This is a genomic window from Pseudomonas sp. TH37, from assembly GCF_016650735.1.
Taxonomy (GTDB): domain Bacteria; phylum Pseudomonadota; class Gammaproteobacteria; order Pseudomonadales; family Pseudomonadaceae; genus Aquipseudomonas; species Aquipseudomonas farris.
On record NZ_JAEKFD010000006.1, the window covers coordinates 286,650 to 299,559 of the forward strand.

Below are 12,910 nucleotides of genomic sequence, written 5' to 3' on the forward strand. Positions count from 1 at the left end.
CCGACACACGCAATATTTCGGATAAACCGAGTCGTCTGCATTACGACTGCTTCGCAGCCGAACGGGGCGATGCGGCGGTCCGACAAGCCCCCTCGCCACAACGGCCTCTCTTAGAATTTTCCGCTCATAAGGTAATTCGAAAAAGTTATTTATTTTCGGATTCTTATATCATTTAGTCTCCTTTTCACGCCGACTCTCGGTCGCCTGACAAGGAGCTTCCCGATGAAACTGACTTCCCCTCTTCGCCTTCTGGCCGCCGCGTTTCTGGCTTCGGCGAGTTTCCTGGCTCAGGCGGCAGATGTGACCGTCGCCTACCAGACCACCGTTGACCCGGCCAAAGTCGCCCAAGCCGACGGCACCTACGAAAAAGCCACCAAAGCCAACATCGACTGGCGCAAATTCGACAGCGGCGCCGACATCATCGCCGCCATCGCTTCCGGCGATGTGCAAATCGGCTATCTCGGCTCCAGCCCCCTGACGGCAGCAATCACCCGCAAAGTTCCGGTAGAAACCTTCCTTATCGCCACCCAAATCGGCGCCGCCGAAGCGCTGGTCGCTCGCGATGGTTCCGGGATCAAGACTCCGCAAGACCTGATCGGCAAGAAAATCGCCGTACCGTTCGTTTCCACCGGCCACTACAGCCTGCTGGCCGCGCTGAAACACTGGAACATCGACCCATCGAAAGTCACCGTGCTCAACCTCGCGCCGCCGGCGATCATTGCTGCGTGGAAACGCGGTGATATCGACGCGACCTACGTCTGGGACCCGGCTCTCGGCGTAGCCAAGGAAAACGGCAAAGTACTGATCACCTCGGGCGAACTGGCCAAGTTCGGTGCACCGACTTTCGATGCCTGGATCGTGCGTAAGGATTTCGCCGAGAAGCACCCGGAAATCGTCACCGCGTTCGCCAAAGTGACCCTCGATGCCTACGCCGACTACCGCAAAGACCCGAAAGCCTGGCTCGCCAATCAAAGCAACGTCGACAAACTGGTGAAACTCTCCGGTGCCAAGGCCAGCGACATTCCATTGCTGTTGCAAGGCAACGTGTACCCGCTTGCGGCTGATCAGGTGATCACCCTCGGTGCGCCAACCACCAAGGCCATCACCGACACCGCGGTGTTCCTCAAGGAACAGGGCAAGGTCGAGGCCGTGCTGCCGGACTACGCGCCGTACGTCAGCGCCAAATACATCACCAATTGATCGGGAGTTAACCGCGATGGCTTTGCTTCAGCTGGAGCGCATCTGCGCACAGTACCCAGGCAGCACGGAACCTGTGCTGGCGGATATTTCCCTGAGTCTGGGGCCCCAGCAGTTGCTGGTCGCCCTCGGCCCGTCCGGCAGTGGCAAGACCTCGCTGTTGAACCTGATTGCCGGTTTCGTCGAGCCCACTGCCGGGCGCATCACCCTTGACGGCGTGCCGGTCAAAGGCCCGAGCGCCGAGCGCGGCGTGGTGTTCCAGGACGACGCCCTGCTGCCTTGGCAGGACGTACTGGCCAACGTCGGCTTCGGTCTGGAACTGGCCGGCACTCCGCGGGAAAAACGTGAACAGCGCGCCCGGGAAATGCTCGCGCTGGTGGACCTTTCCGGTTTCGAAAATCGCCGAATCTGGCAGCTCTCGGGCGGGCAGAAGCAACGTGTTGGCCTCGCCCGCGCCCTCGCAGCAGACCCTCGGGTTTTGCTGATGGATGAACCCTTCGGTGCCCTTGACGCCTTCACCCGCGAACAGATGCAGGAGCTGTTGCTGCAGGTCTGGCAACGCACCGCCAAACCGGTGTTCCTGATTACCCACGACATTGAAGAAGCGGTGTTCCTCGCCACGGATCTGATTCTGCTAGCGCCCAACCCCGGGCAAATCGTCGAGCGTCTGAGCCTGGACTTCGGTCAGCGTTACGCTGCCGGTGAATCGGCGCGGGCGATCAAATCCGACCCGCGCTTTATCGAAACCCGCGAACACGTGCTCGCCAAAGTGTTCTCCCAACGCAGTGCCGTTCAGCGGCAGGAGCGCGCATGAGCACCTATGAAATTCCCGCCGCGACGGTGAAGTCGGGTTCGACGGCAATTCCGCTGCGTCGCAGTTTGAACACGCGCTGGATCAGCGTGCTGACCCTGGTGGTCCTCCTTGCCATTTGGTGGGCCGTCACGGCCACTGGTTTGATCGAACCGCTGTTCCTGCCGCCACCCTCCGCCGTGCTGCAAAAAGGCTGGCTGCTGGTGACCACCGGCTACATGGATTCGACCTTGTGGCAGCACTTGGGCGCGAGCCTCAGCCGTATTGGCCTGGGCCTTGGTTTCGCCGTGCTGACCGCCGTGCCGGTCGGCATCGCCATCGGCCACAACCGCATCGCTCGCGGCATTCTCGATCCGCTGATCGAGTTCTATCGCCCGATTCCGCCGCTGGCTTATCTGCCGCTGATCGTGATCTGGTGCGGTATCGGTGAGTTATCAAAAGTGCTGCTGATCTACCTGGCGATCTTCGCGCCGATCGCGATTGCCACCGCCACTGGCGTACGCACCGTCGACCCGGCGAAATTGCGCGCCGCGCAGTCGCTGGGCGCAACTCGGGCGCAGTTGATTCGGCATGTGATTCTGCCCAGTGCGTTGCCGGACATCTTGACCGGCGTGCGGATTGGTCTGGGTGTAGGTTGGTCAACGTTGGTGGCCGCTGAATTGATCGCCGCCACCAGCGGTTTGGGCTTCATGGTGCAGTCGGCCGCGCAATTTCTGGTCACCGATGTGGTGGTGCTGGGGATTCTGGTGATCGCATTGATCGCCTTCGCCATGGAAATGGGCCTGCGTGCGCTACAACGCAAACTGGTGCCATGGCACGGCCAGGCTCACTGAAAATCATCATGTGAAAAACCCTGTGGGAGCGAGCCTGCTCGCGATGGCGGTGTATCAGCCACAGCCATGTCGCCTGAAACTCCGCTATCGCGAGCAGGCTCGCTCCCACAAAAGCTCGCCCCCCGAATTCAAAGAGAAATACCATGAGCAGCCTGACAATCGTCCCTTTAAGCTCCGCCCTCGGCGCGCAAATTAGCGGCATCGACATCAGCCAGCCGCTGAATCTGGAGCAACGCGACGCCATCGAACAAGCGCTGCTCAAGCATCAAGTGCTGTTCTTCCGCGACCAGCCGATCGAGCCGCAACAGCAAGCGCGATTCGCCGCCTATTTCGGCGACCTGCATATTCATCCGATCTACCCGAACGTGCCGGAGCAGCCGGAAGTGCTGATACTCGACACCGCCGTCACCGACGTGCGGGACAACGCGATCTGGCACACCGACGTGACCTTCCTGCCGACCCCGGCCATGGGCGCTGTGCTCAGCGCCAAACTGCTGCCGGAATTTGGCGGCGACACGCTGTGGGCCAGTGGTATTGCGGCGTATGAGGCACTGTCCGCACCGATGAAAACTCTGCTCGAAGGGTTGACCGCCACTCACGACTTCACCCGTTCGTTCCCGCTGGAGCGCTATGGCAATACACCGCAAGCTTTGGCCCAGTGGGAAGAAGCCCGGCGCAAGAACCCACCGTTATCGCACCCGGTGATTCGCACGCACCCGGTGAGCGGGCGCCGGTCGTTGTTCGTCAATGAAGGGTTCACGTCGAAGATCAACGAGCTGTCGGAAACGGAAAGCGAGGTGATTCTGAAATTCTTGTTCGCCCACACCACACGGCCGGAGTTCACTATCCGCTGGCGCTGGCAGAAAGAGGACATCGCGTTCTGGGACAATCGCGTGACCCAGCATCACGCGGTGGATGATTACCGCCCGGCACGGCGGGTGATGCAGCGGGCTACGGTGTTGGGGGATGTGCCTTTCTTCCGGTGAGCCGATCGTTCCCACGCTCCGCGTGGGAATGCCTCAACGGACGCTCTGCGTTCGGCTCTGCATGGGACGCGGAGCGTCCCGGGCTGCATTCCCACGCGGAGCGTGGGAATGATCAGTACAGAGTTATTCAGCCGTCGAAGGCTTCTCCCAAAGATTGACCCCACCCTCCTGGGCAAACCGGTCAATCTCCGCCAACTCTTCCACGCTAAAACTCAGGTTCTTCAACGCCCCGACGTTCTCGATGATCTGCTCCGGCCGGCTCGCGCCAATCAGCGCAGAGGTCACCCGTGGATCGCGCAGGGTCCAGGCCAGCGCCAACTGCGCCAGACTCTGACCACGGCGTTTGGCGATTTCATTAAGCGCCCGCACATGGGCGATATTGGCTTCGGACAAGTGCGACGCCTGCAACGAACCACCACCCGGACGATTGACCCGCGCATCCGCTGGCACGCCATTGAGGTACTTGTCGGTCAACAGCCCCTGAGCCAATGGCGTGAAGGCGATCACGCCGGTACCGAGTTCATCGGTGGTGTCCAGCAGGTCCTTTTCCACCCAGCGATTCAGCAGGTTGTAGGCCGGTTGATGAATCAGCAACGGCACTTTCCACTCTTTCAGCAACCCGGCGATTTCACGGGTTTTCACCCCGGAATAGGACGAGATGCCGATGTACAGCGCCTTGCCCTGCTGCACCGCCGTGGCCAGTGCGCTGGCGGTTTCTTCAAGCGGCGTGTCCGGGTCGAAGCGATGGGAATAGAAGATATCCACATAGTCGAGGCCCAGGCGTTGCAGGCTCTGGTCGAGGCTGGCCAGCACGTATTTGCGCGAACCACCGCCCTGACCGTAAGGGCCGGCCCACATGTCCCAACCGGCCTTGCTGGAGATGATCAACTCGTCGCGGTACTGCTTGAAGTCTTCACGCAGCAAACGACCGAAGTTGATCTCGGCGCTGCCGTACGGCGGGCCGTAGTTATTGGCCAGGTCGAAGTGGTTGATACCGAGATCGAATGCCGTGCGCAGCAACGAACGCTGGGTATCGATCGGCGTGCTGTCGCCAAAGTTGTGCCACAAGCCCAGGGACAGTGCCGGCAACACCAACCCGCTGCGGCCTACACGGCGGTAAGGGATGGAATCGTAGCGATTTTCGGCAGCGGTGTAGGTCATCGAATCCTCTCTTGTCTGTCTTGAATGTGGTATCGACTGCTTTGCAAGTTGCCCAGCATACGCTTGGACAAACGCCGATAAACCTCGGACTCGACTAATTGCTGAAACGTTTCACAGTTTTCATCTTCAGTGTCAGGCGTATCGCCAAGATCGCAGCCTTCGGCAGCTCCTACGCTCGACCGCATATCACCATAGGAGCTGCGGAAGGCTGCGATCTTTTGATCTTCGCTTGCCTTCAAACGGCGCCTCCACTGGAGCATTTGGGTCAGCCGGAGGATATTGCTCGCGTTGCGTCGTTTCTGGCGGGACCGGATTCGGCTTGGGTGAATGGGCAAATTCTGCGGGTGAATGGTGGGTTGGTTTAAGCGCAGCGGTGCCTATGCTCAATAAGTATCAAGGACACCGAGGTGACCCCATCGCGAGCAGGCTCGCTCCCACAGATGACCGAGCTCTCATCCAGCAACGCGGTTGAATGTGGGAGCGAGCCTGCTCGCGATGGCTGCCTCAAAAGCAATGTATACCTGAAGGGTGGACTCACCATGCACACAGCAATCATCATCTTCTTCGGCCTGGTTCTGCTGGCGCTGATGCTGTTCATCGGCGAGAAAATCGGTTTCCCCCGCCAGACCCTGGCCTTTAGCTTTGTCGTGCTGTGGCTGGCGTTGACCTTGATCAACGGCGCGGTCGGCATGGTCAACGCCGGCCAACCGTTGAGCACCGAACTGGTGGTGGGTAGCGCGGTGTTCGGCGTACCGGTGGCGGCGTTGGTGTTGTTCATGGCGATGAGCACTGACGCCTGACAAGACGTCAGCGCCACCCGCGTAGATCAACGCACCAAGTGCAGGAACTGCATGTGCCGTTCGTACTGGTCGAGGATGTCGTTGATGACCTGCTCCTTGGTGTAGCCCACCAGATCGTAATCCTGACTGCCCTCTCTCAAATGCACCTCGGCCCGGTGGTAGCGGCGGTTGTTGAGTTGCTTGGAACCCATGCCGCCACGGGCGAATGACGGAGTGAAGTAACCGCGCATCTGTACCTGATAGATGAACGGATGCAGTTCGCCGTGACCGATCTCCAGGCTGACGTTGTCATTGGCCGGATCAGGCTGAGCGACCACATGCAGACCCTTCTCGACGAACACTGCGGTCACGTCCTCAATCGCCGGACGCACCGTGGTATCGAGGAAGCGATAGACCTCATCCCGAGACGGGAAATGCACCGCCTGACTCAAACGCTGACGCCATCCACCGCGCCGTGATCCGGACACCGGCGCAAGGGAATGCAGTTGCGCGATCTGCTTCTGCGATTCCAGATAAAACGCCTTGTGCAGCCCCCACATCATCAGCAGCAAAATCATCGAGAACGGTAACGAAGTCAGCACCACCGCTGACTTCAACGCATCGATGCTGCCGGAGAACAGCAGCGCGCTGGTCACCAACGCCGTCATCGCGCCCCAGAACACTCGCAGCCATTTCGGCCCGTCTTCATCCGGGTTACCGCCCTTGGCGGACAACGTCGACAACACTACGGTGCCGGAGTCGGCGGATGTCACGAAGAATACGAAACTGATGAACACCGTGACCGCAATCACGGTTTTGCTCCACGGATAGGTTTCCAGCAGCAGGTACAGGGTCATCGACGGGTTGTCGATGGCCGACATGCCGAGCGCGCTCATGCCGTGGTTGAGGACTTGGTCGATGGCGCTGTTGCCGAAGATCGACATCCACGCCAGGGTGAAACCGAGCGGGATCAGCAGCACGCCGAAGACGAATTCACGGATGGTCCGGCCACGGGAAATCCGCGCGATGAACAGCCCCACGAACGGCGACCATGCAATCCACCAGGCCCAGTAGAACACCGTCCAGCCACCCAGCCAGTCGCTGGGTTTGTCATAGGCGTAGAGGTCGAAACTTTTCATCGGCAAGGCGCCGAGGTAGTCGCCGATGTTCTGGATCAGCGTATTGAGCAAGTGCTGGGTGGGGCCGGCGAACAACACGAACAGCAGCAGCGCACAGGCCAGCAGCATGTTGATGTCGGACATCACTCGCACGCCTTTATCGACGCCGGACACCGCAACGATGATCGCCGCGCCCATCATCAACGTGATCAGGCCGACCTGAATCCACTGGGTGTGGGCGATGCCGAACAGGTAGTCCAGGCCCGAATTGAGGTGCAATACGCCAAAGCCCATATCCGCGCCGAGGCCGAATACCGTGGCAATGATGCCGAAGCCGTCCACCGCGTAGCCGATCGGGCCATTAATGCGCTTGCCGATCAGCGGGTACAGCGCCGAACGCAGGGCCAGCGGCAGGTTATGTCGATAGGCGAAATAAGCCAGCGCCATGCCGACGAAAGCGAACACGCCCCAACCGTGCAGGCCCCAGTGCAGAAACAGAATCTGCATCGCCTGACGCGCCGCATCCGCCGTGCCGGCCTCGCCTTGCGGCGGTTGCGCCAGGTGAGTCAGCGGTTCGGACACGCAAAAGAAAAACAGCGTGATGCTGATCCCGGCGGCGAACAGCATGCCGGCCCAGGACAGGTAGCTGAATTCGGGCTCGTCGTGGTCGGCACCGAGCTTGATCTTGCCGTAGCCAGACAAGGCGGTGACCACCACGAAGACCAGATACAGCGTCATCGCGAGCATGTAGTACCAGCCGACCGTATTGGCCGCCCAGTTTTGCGCTTGCAACAGCCAGGCACCGGCCTGCTCGGGCATCGCCATGACGACAACGGCGAACAACAGAATAAAGGTCGCCGCGAAATAAAAAACCGGCGGATTCATGCGGACCTGGCCGCTTGCAGGGGTGGACGATGCACTCATGAAAGGTGCACCTCAAGGGGGTGAAACAGGGCAATCAATAACGGACTCGGCAAAGGCAAGCCTCCTGTTGTGAGCGGGCAGCAAACCGGCGGTTTAACTTGAATGAGCGTTCAAGTTAAACATGGATAGGGGGCTAAGGACTAATCGCAGGGCTCGGCGGTAGCTTTGTGGCGAGGGGGCTTGCCCCCGTTGGGGCGCGAAGCGGCCCCCCAAAATAACCCAGGCAACACATTCCTCCAGCCAGTTTGAGAGACACAGGTTTTACGACTGCTTCGCAGCCGAACGGGGGCAAGCCCCCTCGCCACAGGTGTTACAAACTGGCTTACTTCTGTGTCCCATCATCATGCTGCAGATTCGCCTGGGTCAGGTTGCACCCTGCCGGCACGCTGCGGGTCAGCCAGACGTTGCCGCCGATGGTCGAGCCCTTGCCAATGGTGATCCGCCCCAGAATCGTCGCGCCGGCATAGATCACCACATCGTCCTCGACGATCGGATGCCGCGGATGGCCCTTCTGCAACTGGCCGTCTTCGTCCGCCGGGAAGCGTTTGGCACCCAGGGTCACCGCCTGATAAATCCGCACGCGCTCGCCAATGATCGCAGTCTCGCCGATCACCACACCCGTCCCGTGATCGATGAAGAAACTGCGACCGATCTGCGCCCCCGGATGGATGTCGATGCCGGTGGCCGAGTGGGCGATTTCCGCGCTGATCCGCGCCAGCAGCGGTAAGCCGGCGCGATACAAATGATGGGCCAGACGATGGTGAATCACCGCCAGAATCCCCGGATAGCAGAGCAACACTTCATCGACACTGCGAGCCGCCGGGTCGCCGTGATAGGCCGCCAGTACGTCGGTGTCCAGCAGAGTGCGCAGCCCCGGCAAAGCGAGAGCGAAGTCCTGAATGATCTGAATGGTTTTGGCCTCGACTTCCGTGTCGGCCTGGGCACTGTGGCGCGCGGCGTAACGCAGTTCGAGCCGCGCCTGAGCCAGCAACGCGTTCAATGCGACGTCGAGTGTGTGACCGACGTAGAAATCTTCACTCTCCTCGCGCAAATCCACCGGGCCCAGACGCATCGGGAACAGCGCACCGCACAAGGCTTCAAGAATGTCCGCCATGGCCGCTCGTGACGGCAACTCGCGACCACCCTGCTCGCCGCTGGCACGGCCGTTTTGTGCGCGCCACTGGTCGCGCGCCGTACGCAGTTGGCTGACGATGGTCTGCAATTGCCAATGGCTGGAACGCTCGCTCACGGTAAAAACTCCTCACGGGCGGCCGGACTGTCTGGCCGCGTTAACCGCGATTACTTTACGGCAACGGCTTGCAGCCGAATTAAGAACCAATAGTGCTGTGCTCAATACTTTTGGCTATAAGCGATTGGCAGTTGCCCCACTAAATACCCGTGCCTATAGTCCTGACATCTTCCTCCGCCAGTACGGACCCATGATCAAACAACAGCTTGCCCGCTTTAACCGCCTCGACCTGCTCGGTCATCCTACTCCCCTGGAAAAACTCGAACGCCTGTCGACTTGGCTGGGCCGCGATGTGTACGTCAAACGCGATGACCTGACGCCATTGGCGCTGGGCGGCAACAAGCTGCGCAAACTCGAATACCTGGCCGCCGATGCCTTGGCCCAAGGCGCTGATACGTTGATCACTGCCGGCGCGATCCAGTCCAACCACGTGCGCCAGACCGCTGCCATTGCGGCCAAGCTTGGCCTGGGCTGCGTGGCGCTGCTGGAAAATCCGCTCGGCACCGACGACAGCAACTATGTCGGCAACGGCAATCGGCTGTTGCTGGACCTGTTCGATGCCAAGGTCGAGCTGGTGGAAAACCTCGACAACGCCGACGAGCAATTGGAAGCGCTGGCCGGGCGTCTGCGCAGCAACGGTAAAAAGCCGTATCTGGTGCCGATTGGTGGCTCGAATGCATTGGGCGCTTTGGGTTATGTCCGTGCAGGCCTGGAACTGGCTGAACAGATCAAGGACACCGGGCTGAATTTCGCCGCGGTGGTCTTGGCATCCGGCAGTGCCGGCACCCACAGCGGTCTGGCGCTGGCATTGAGCGAAGTACTGCCGGATTTGCCAGTGATCGGCGTGACTGTTTCCCGTAGCGATGAAGCACAACGACCGAAAGTCCAGGGCCTCGCCGAGCGCACGGCCGAACTGCTGGGCGTGAGCCTGCCGGCGAATTTCAAAATCGAACTGTGGGACGAATATTTCGGCCCGCGTTATGGCGAACCGAATGCCGGGACATTGTCGGCGCTGAAGCTGCTGGCGAGTCAGGAAGGGTTGTTGCTGGATCCGGTGTACACCGGCAAGGCCATGGCCGGTTTGCTCGACGGCATCGGGCGCCAGCGCTTCAATGACGGCCCGATCATCTTCCTGCACACCGGTGGGGCGCCGGCGTTGTTTGCCTATACCTCGGTGTTTTAAGTTCCTCTGTGGCGAGGGTGCTTGTCGGAACGCCGCATCGCCCCGTTGGGCCACGAAGTGGCCCCAAAACCTGTGATCAGGTTCTTTCAGATTGATCGCGTTGGCTGGCTTTGCGACTGCTTCGCAGCCGAACGGGGGCAAGCCCCCTCGCCACAGGAAGCATCACACCAATATTCATTTAATGAATAACAAACTGAATATTTAGTATTTTCCTATCTAAATACAACATCATATAGTCGCGCCGCAGGCGAATTTGCAGCAAGACGCATAAGCTGCTTTAGGGCAGGATATCGCAGTCGTTCAAATCCCGAATTTGCCAACTTTCCTTAAGCGTCTTCCATAAGAAAACACAGGGGCTTGTCATGAATTTTTCCGCATTACGTCGAAATCTGCTGGTGGGTTCGCTGGGCCTGGCGCTGAGCGCCGGCCTGCTCGGGCAGGCAGTGGCCGGTGAGCAGCTGCAAAAAATCAAGGACGCAGGCGTAATCAACGTCGGTCTGGAAGGCACTTATCCACCGTTCAGCTTCGTCGACGAGGCCGGCAAACTGAGCGGCTTCGAAGTCGAGTTCTCCGAAGCCTTGGCCAAAGAGCTGGGCGTGAAGGTCAAACTGCAGCCGACCAAATGGGAAGGCATCCTCGCAGCCCTGGAATCCAAGCGTCTGGACGCGGTGATCAACCAGGTGACCATCACCGAAGAGCGCAAGAAGAAGTACGACTTCTCGACGCCTTACACCGTTTCCGGGATTCAGGCGCTGACCCTGACCAAAAACAAAGACACCATCAAGACCGCCGCCGATCTGGCCGGCAAGAAAGTCGGCGTAGGTCTGGGCACCAACTACGAGCAGTGGGTGAAAGAGAATGTGCCTAAGGCTGACATCCGCACCTACGAAGATGATCCGACCAAGTTCCAGGATCTGCGCGTCGGCCGCATCGATGCCATCCTGATCGACCGCCTGGCCGCGCTGGAATATGCCAGGAAGGCCAAGGACACTGCCGCCGCCGGCGAAGCGTTCTCCCGCCAGGAAGCCGGTATTGCCCTGCGCAAAGGCGAGCCTGAGCTGCTGGCCGCAGTGAACAAAGCCATCGACAAACTGCGTGCCGACAGTACGCTGAAAAAGCTGTCGGAAAAATACTTCAGCGCTGACGTCACTCAATAATGGGAGAAGCTTTCCAACTTGCGCTGGACTCCGCGCCCTTTCTGCTCAAGGGCGCGTACTACACGGTCATCCTGAGCCTGGGCGGAATGTTCTTCGGCCTGCTGATGGGCTTCGGCCTGGCGTTGATGCGGCTGTCGCGCTTCAAACTGGTGAGCTGGATCGCCCGCATCTACGTGTCGTTCTTTCGCGGCACGCCGTTGCTGGTGCAACTGTTCGTGATCTATTACGGCTTGCCGCAATTGGGTATCGAACTTGATCCGCTGCCGGCGGCCCTGATCGGCTTCTCGCTGAACATGGCAGCCTACGCCTGCGAAATCCTGCGTGCCGCCATCAGCTCCATCGAGCGCGGCCAATGGGAAGCCGCCGCCAGTATCGGCATGACCCGCGCGCAAACCCTGCGCCGGGCCATCCTGCCGCAAGCGGCTCGCACGGCCTTGCCACCTTTGGGCAACAGCTTCATCTCGCTGGTCAAGGACACTGCTCTGGCGGCCACCATTCAGGTGCCGGAGCTGTTCCGTCAGGCACAGCTGATTACCGCTCGCACCTTCGAAATTTTCACCATGTATCTTGCCGCTGCGCTGATCTACTGGGTTCTGGCGACTGTACTGTCGCACCTGCAGAACCAGTTGGAAGCGCGGGTCAATCGGCACGACCAGGAGTCCTGACCCAATGATTGTCGTGGAAAAACTGACAAAGCAGTTCAAGGGTCAGGTGGTGCTCAACGGCATCGATCTGCAGGTGAAGGAAGGCGAGGTGGTGGCGATCATCGGCCCCAGCGGCTCGGGCAAGACCACCTTCCTGCGTTGCCTGAATTTTCTCGAGGAACCTAGCAGCGGCCGGATCAAGGTCGGCGACATCGAGATCGATGGCAGCCGTCCCCTGAACCAGCAGCAGAGCCTGGTACGGCGCTTGCGCCAGCACGTGGGTTTTGTGTTCCAGAACTTCAACCTGTTTCCCCATCGCACGGCCCTGGAAAACGTGATCGAAGGCCCGTTGGTGGTGAAAAAGATCCCGCGTGCCGAAGCCGTTGCCCTGGGTAAAAAGCTATTGGCCAAGGTCGGCCTGGCGGGCAAGGAAGACGCTTACCCGCGACGCCTCTCCGGCGGTCAGCAACAGCGTGTGGCGATTGCCCGAGCGTTGGCGATGGAACCGGAAGTGATCCTGTTCGATGAACCAACCTCGGCGCTGGACCCGGAACTGGTGGGTGAAGTGTTGGCGACCATCCGCGGCCTGGCCGAGGAGAAACGCACCATGGTGATCGTTACCCACGAAATGGGCTTTGCCCGGGACGTAGCCAACCGCGTGGTGTTTTTCGACAAGGGTGTGATCGTCGAACAAGGCGAAGCCAAGGCACTGTTTGCCAATCCGAAAGAGGAACGGACGAAGCAGTTTCTCAGCAAGTTTCTTAATAACGCTTAGTGCTGCCCCACTCGAAAACTGTCAACTTCCATGGATGGAAGTGACCTTAACTCCTCCTTATAAAGCCTATAGCAGCTTTTCACTTGATTCGCC

The 12,910-nt window shown here is 59.8% G+C and carries 12 protein-coding genes and 1 pseudogene; 10 read left to right on the top strand and 3 right to left on the bottom strand.

Annotated elements, in window-relative coordinates; genetic code table 11:
* Positions 1 to 222 precede the first annotated feature (222 nt).
* From tauA to tauD, 4 genes are all read left to right on the top strand, one after another.
* A complete protein-coding gene (gene tauA, locus JFU11_RS17780; protein ID WP_201061566.1) occupies positions 223 to 1,200 on the top strand; it encodes a taurine ABC transporter substrate-binding protein in 978 nt (325 codons plus the stop codon).
* Between the two features lie 16 nt (positions 1,201 to 1,216).
* A complete protein-coding gene (tauB, locus tag JFU11_RS17785; RefSeq protein WP_201061568.1) occupies positions 1,217 to 2,011 on the top strand; it encodes a taurine ABC transporter ATP-binding subunit in 795 nt (264 codons plus the stop codon).
* The gene (gene tauC / locus JFU11_RS17790; protein WP_201061570.1) at positions 2,008 to 2,841 is read left to right on the top strand and encodes a taurine ABC transporter permease TauC; all 834 of its coding nucleotides are present in this window, start codon (positions 2,008 to 2,010) and stop codon (positions 2,839 to 2,841) included. The genes tauB and tauC overlap by 4 nt, the downstream gene beginning before the upstream one ends.
* A gap of 143 nt (positions 2,842 to 2,984) precedes the next feature.
* Positions 2,985 to 3,827 carry a taurine dioxygenase gene (tauD, locus tag JFU11_RS17795; protein WP_201061572.1) on the top strand — a complete coding sequence of 281 codons (843 nt, stop codon included), beginning with the start codon at positions 2,985 to 2,987 and terminating at the stop codon, positions 3,825 to 3,827.
* Positions 3,828 to 3,950: 123 nt separating this feature from the next.
* Here tauD and mgrA read toward each other — a convergent pair whose 3' ends face one another.
* Positions 3,951 to 4,988 (bottom strand): L-glyceraldehyde 3-phosphate reductase, encoded by a 1,038-nt coding sequence (gene mgrA / locus JFU11_RS17800; protein WP_201061574.1) that lies wholly within the window; start codon positions 4,986 to 4,988, stop codon positions 3,951 to 3,953.
* 245 nt (positions 4,989 to 5,233) lie between these two features.
* Between mgrA and JFU11_RS17805 the strand changes: the two are divergent.
* Both JFU11_RS17805 and JFU11_RS17810 read left to right on the top strand, forming a co-directional pair.
* Positions 5,234 to 5,353, top strand: a pseudogene (locus JFU11_RS17805) (SDR family oxidoreductase); the annotation flags it as partial.
* A 174-nt stretch (positions 5,354 to 5,527) separates the two neighbouring features.
* Positions 5,528 to 5,788 (top strand): hypothetical protein, encoded by a 261-nt coding sequence (locus JFU11_RS17810; protein WP_123721735.1) that lies wholly within the window; start codon positions 5,528 to 5,530, stop codon positions 5,786 to 5,788.
* A gap of 26 nt (positions 5,789 to 5,814) precedes the next feature.
* On the opposite strand, the gene betT is transcribed toward JFU11_RS17810, so the two are convergent.
* Positions 5,815 to 7,770 carry a choline transporter BetT gene (gene betT / locus JFU11_RS17815; RefSeq protein WP_201121340.1) on the bottom strand — a complete coding sequence of 652 codons (1,956 nt, stop codon included), beginning with the start codon at positions 7,768 to 7,770 and terminating at the stop codon, positions 5,815 to 5,817.
* Positions 7,771 to 8,131: 361 nt separating this feature from the next.
* Positions 8,132 to 9,058 carry a serine O-acetyltransferase EpsC gene (gene epsC / locus JFU11_RS17820; protein WP_008005160.1) on the bottom strand — a complete coding sequence of 309 codons (927 nt, stop codon included), beginning with the start codon at positions 9,056 to 9,058 and terminating at the stop codon, positions 8,132 to 8,134.
* A 190-nt stretch (positions 9,059 to 9,248) separates the two neighbouring features.
* On the opposite strand from epsC, the gene JFU11_RS17825 reads away from it, so the two are divergent.
* From JFU11_RS17825 to tcyN, 4 genes are all read left to right on the top strand, one after another.
* Complete coding sequence (locus JFU11_RS17825; RefSeq protein ID WP_201061580.1) at positions 9,249 to 10,241, top strand: D-cysteine desulfhydrase; 993 nt, start codon at positions 9,249 to 9,251, stop codon at positions 10,239 to 10,241.
* A gap of 362 nt (positions 10,242 to 10,603) precedes the next feature.
* Positions 10,604 to 11,398 carry a cystine ABC transporter substrate-binding protein gene (gene tcyJ / locus JFU11_RS17830; RefSeq protein ID WP_201061583.1) on the top strand — a complete coding sequence of 265 codons (795 nt, stop codon included), beginning with the start codon at positions 10,604 to 10,606 and terminating at the stop codon, positions 11,396 to 11,398.
* Positions 11,398 to 12,063, top strand: coding sequence for a cystine ABC transporter permease (gene tcyL / locus JFU11_RS17835; protein ID WP_007903115.1), 666 nt, complete (start codon positions 11,398 to 11,400; stop codon positions 12,061 to 12,063). The genes tcyJ and tcyL overlap by 1 nt, the downstream gene beginning before the upstream one ends.
* A gap of 4 nt (positions 12,064 to 12,067) precedes the next feature.
* Positions 12,068 to 12,817: an L-cystine ABC transporter ATP-binding protein TcyN gene (gene tcyN / locus JFU11_RS17840; protein WP_008068688.1), complete on the top strand. Its 750-nt coding sequence runs from the start codon at positions 12,068 to 12,070 to the stop codon at positions 12,815 to 12,817.
* Positions 12,818 to 12,910: the final 93 nt, after the last annotated feature.

What these genes read in the sequence shown, in the direction of transcription:
- tauA (WP_201061566.1), top strand. Translation starts at nt 223, where the DNA reads ATGAAACTGACTTCCCCTCTTCGCCTTCTGGCCGCCGCGTTTCTGGCT.
- tauB (WP_201061568.1), top strand. Translation starts at nt 1,217, where the DNA reads ATGGCTTTGCTTCAGCTGGAGCGCATCTGCGCACAGTACCCAGGCAGC.
- tauC (WP_201061570.1), top strand. Translation starts at nt 2,008, where the DNA reads ATGAGCACCTATGAAATTCCCGCCGCGACGGTGAAGTCGGGTTCGACG.
- tauD (WP_201061572.1), top strand. Translation starts at nt 2,985, where the DNA reads ATGAGCAGCCTGACAATCGTCCCTTTAAGCTCCGCCCTCGGCGCGCAA.
- mgrA (WP_201061574.1), bottom strand. Translation starts at nt 4,988, where the DNA reads ATGACCTACACCGCTGCCGAAAATCGCTACGATTCCATCCCTTACCGC.
- JFU11_RS17810 (WP_123721735.1), top strand. Translation starts at nt 5,528, where the DNA reads ATGCACACAGCAATCATCATCTTCTTCGGCCTGGTTCTGCTGGCGCTG.
- betT (WP_201121340.1), bottom strand. Translation starts at nt 7,770, where the DNA reads ATGAATCCGCCGGTTTTTTATTTCGCGGCGACCTTTATTCTGTTGTTC.
- JFU11_RS17825 (WP_201061580.1), top strand. Translation starts at nt 9,249, where the DNA reads ATGATCAAACAACAGCTTGCCCGCTTTAACCGCCTCGACCTGCTCGGT.
- tcyJ (WP_201061583.1), top strand. Translation starts at nt 10,604, where the DNA reads ATGAATTTTTCCGCATTACGTCGAAATCTGCTGGTGGGTTCGCTGGGC.
- tcyL (WP_007903115.1), top strand. Translation starts at nt 11,398, where the DNA reads ATGGGAGAAGCTTTCCAACTTGCGCTGGACTCCGCGCCCTTTCTGCTC.
- tcyN (WP_008068688.1), top strand. Translation starts at nt 12,068, where the DNA reads ATGATTGTCGTGGAAAAACTGACAAAGCAGTTCAAGGGTCAGGTGGTG.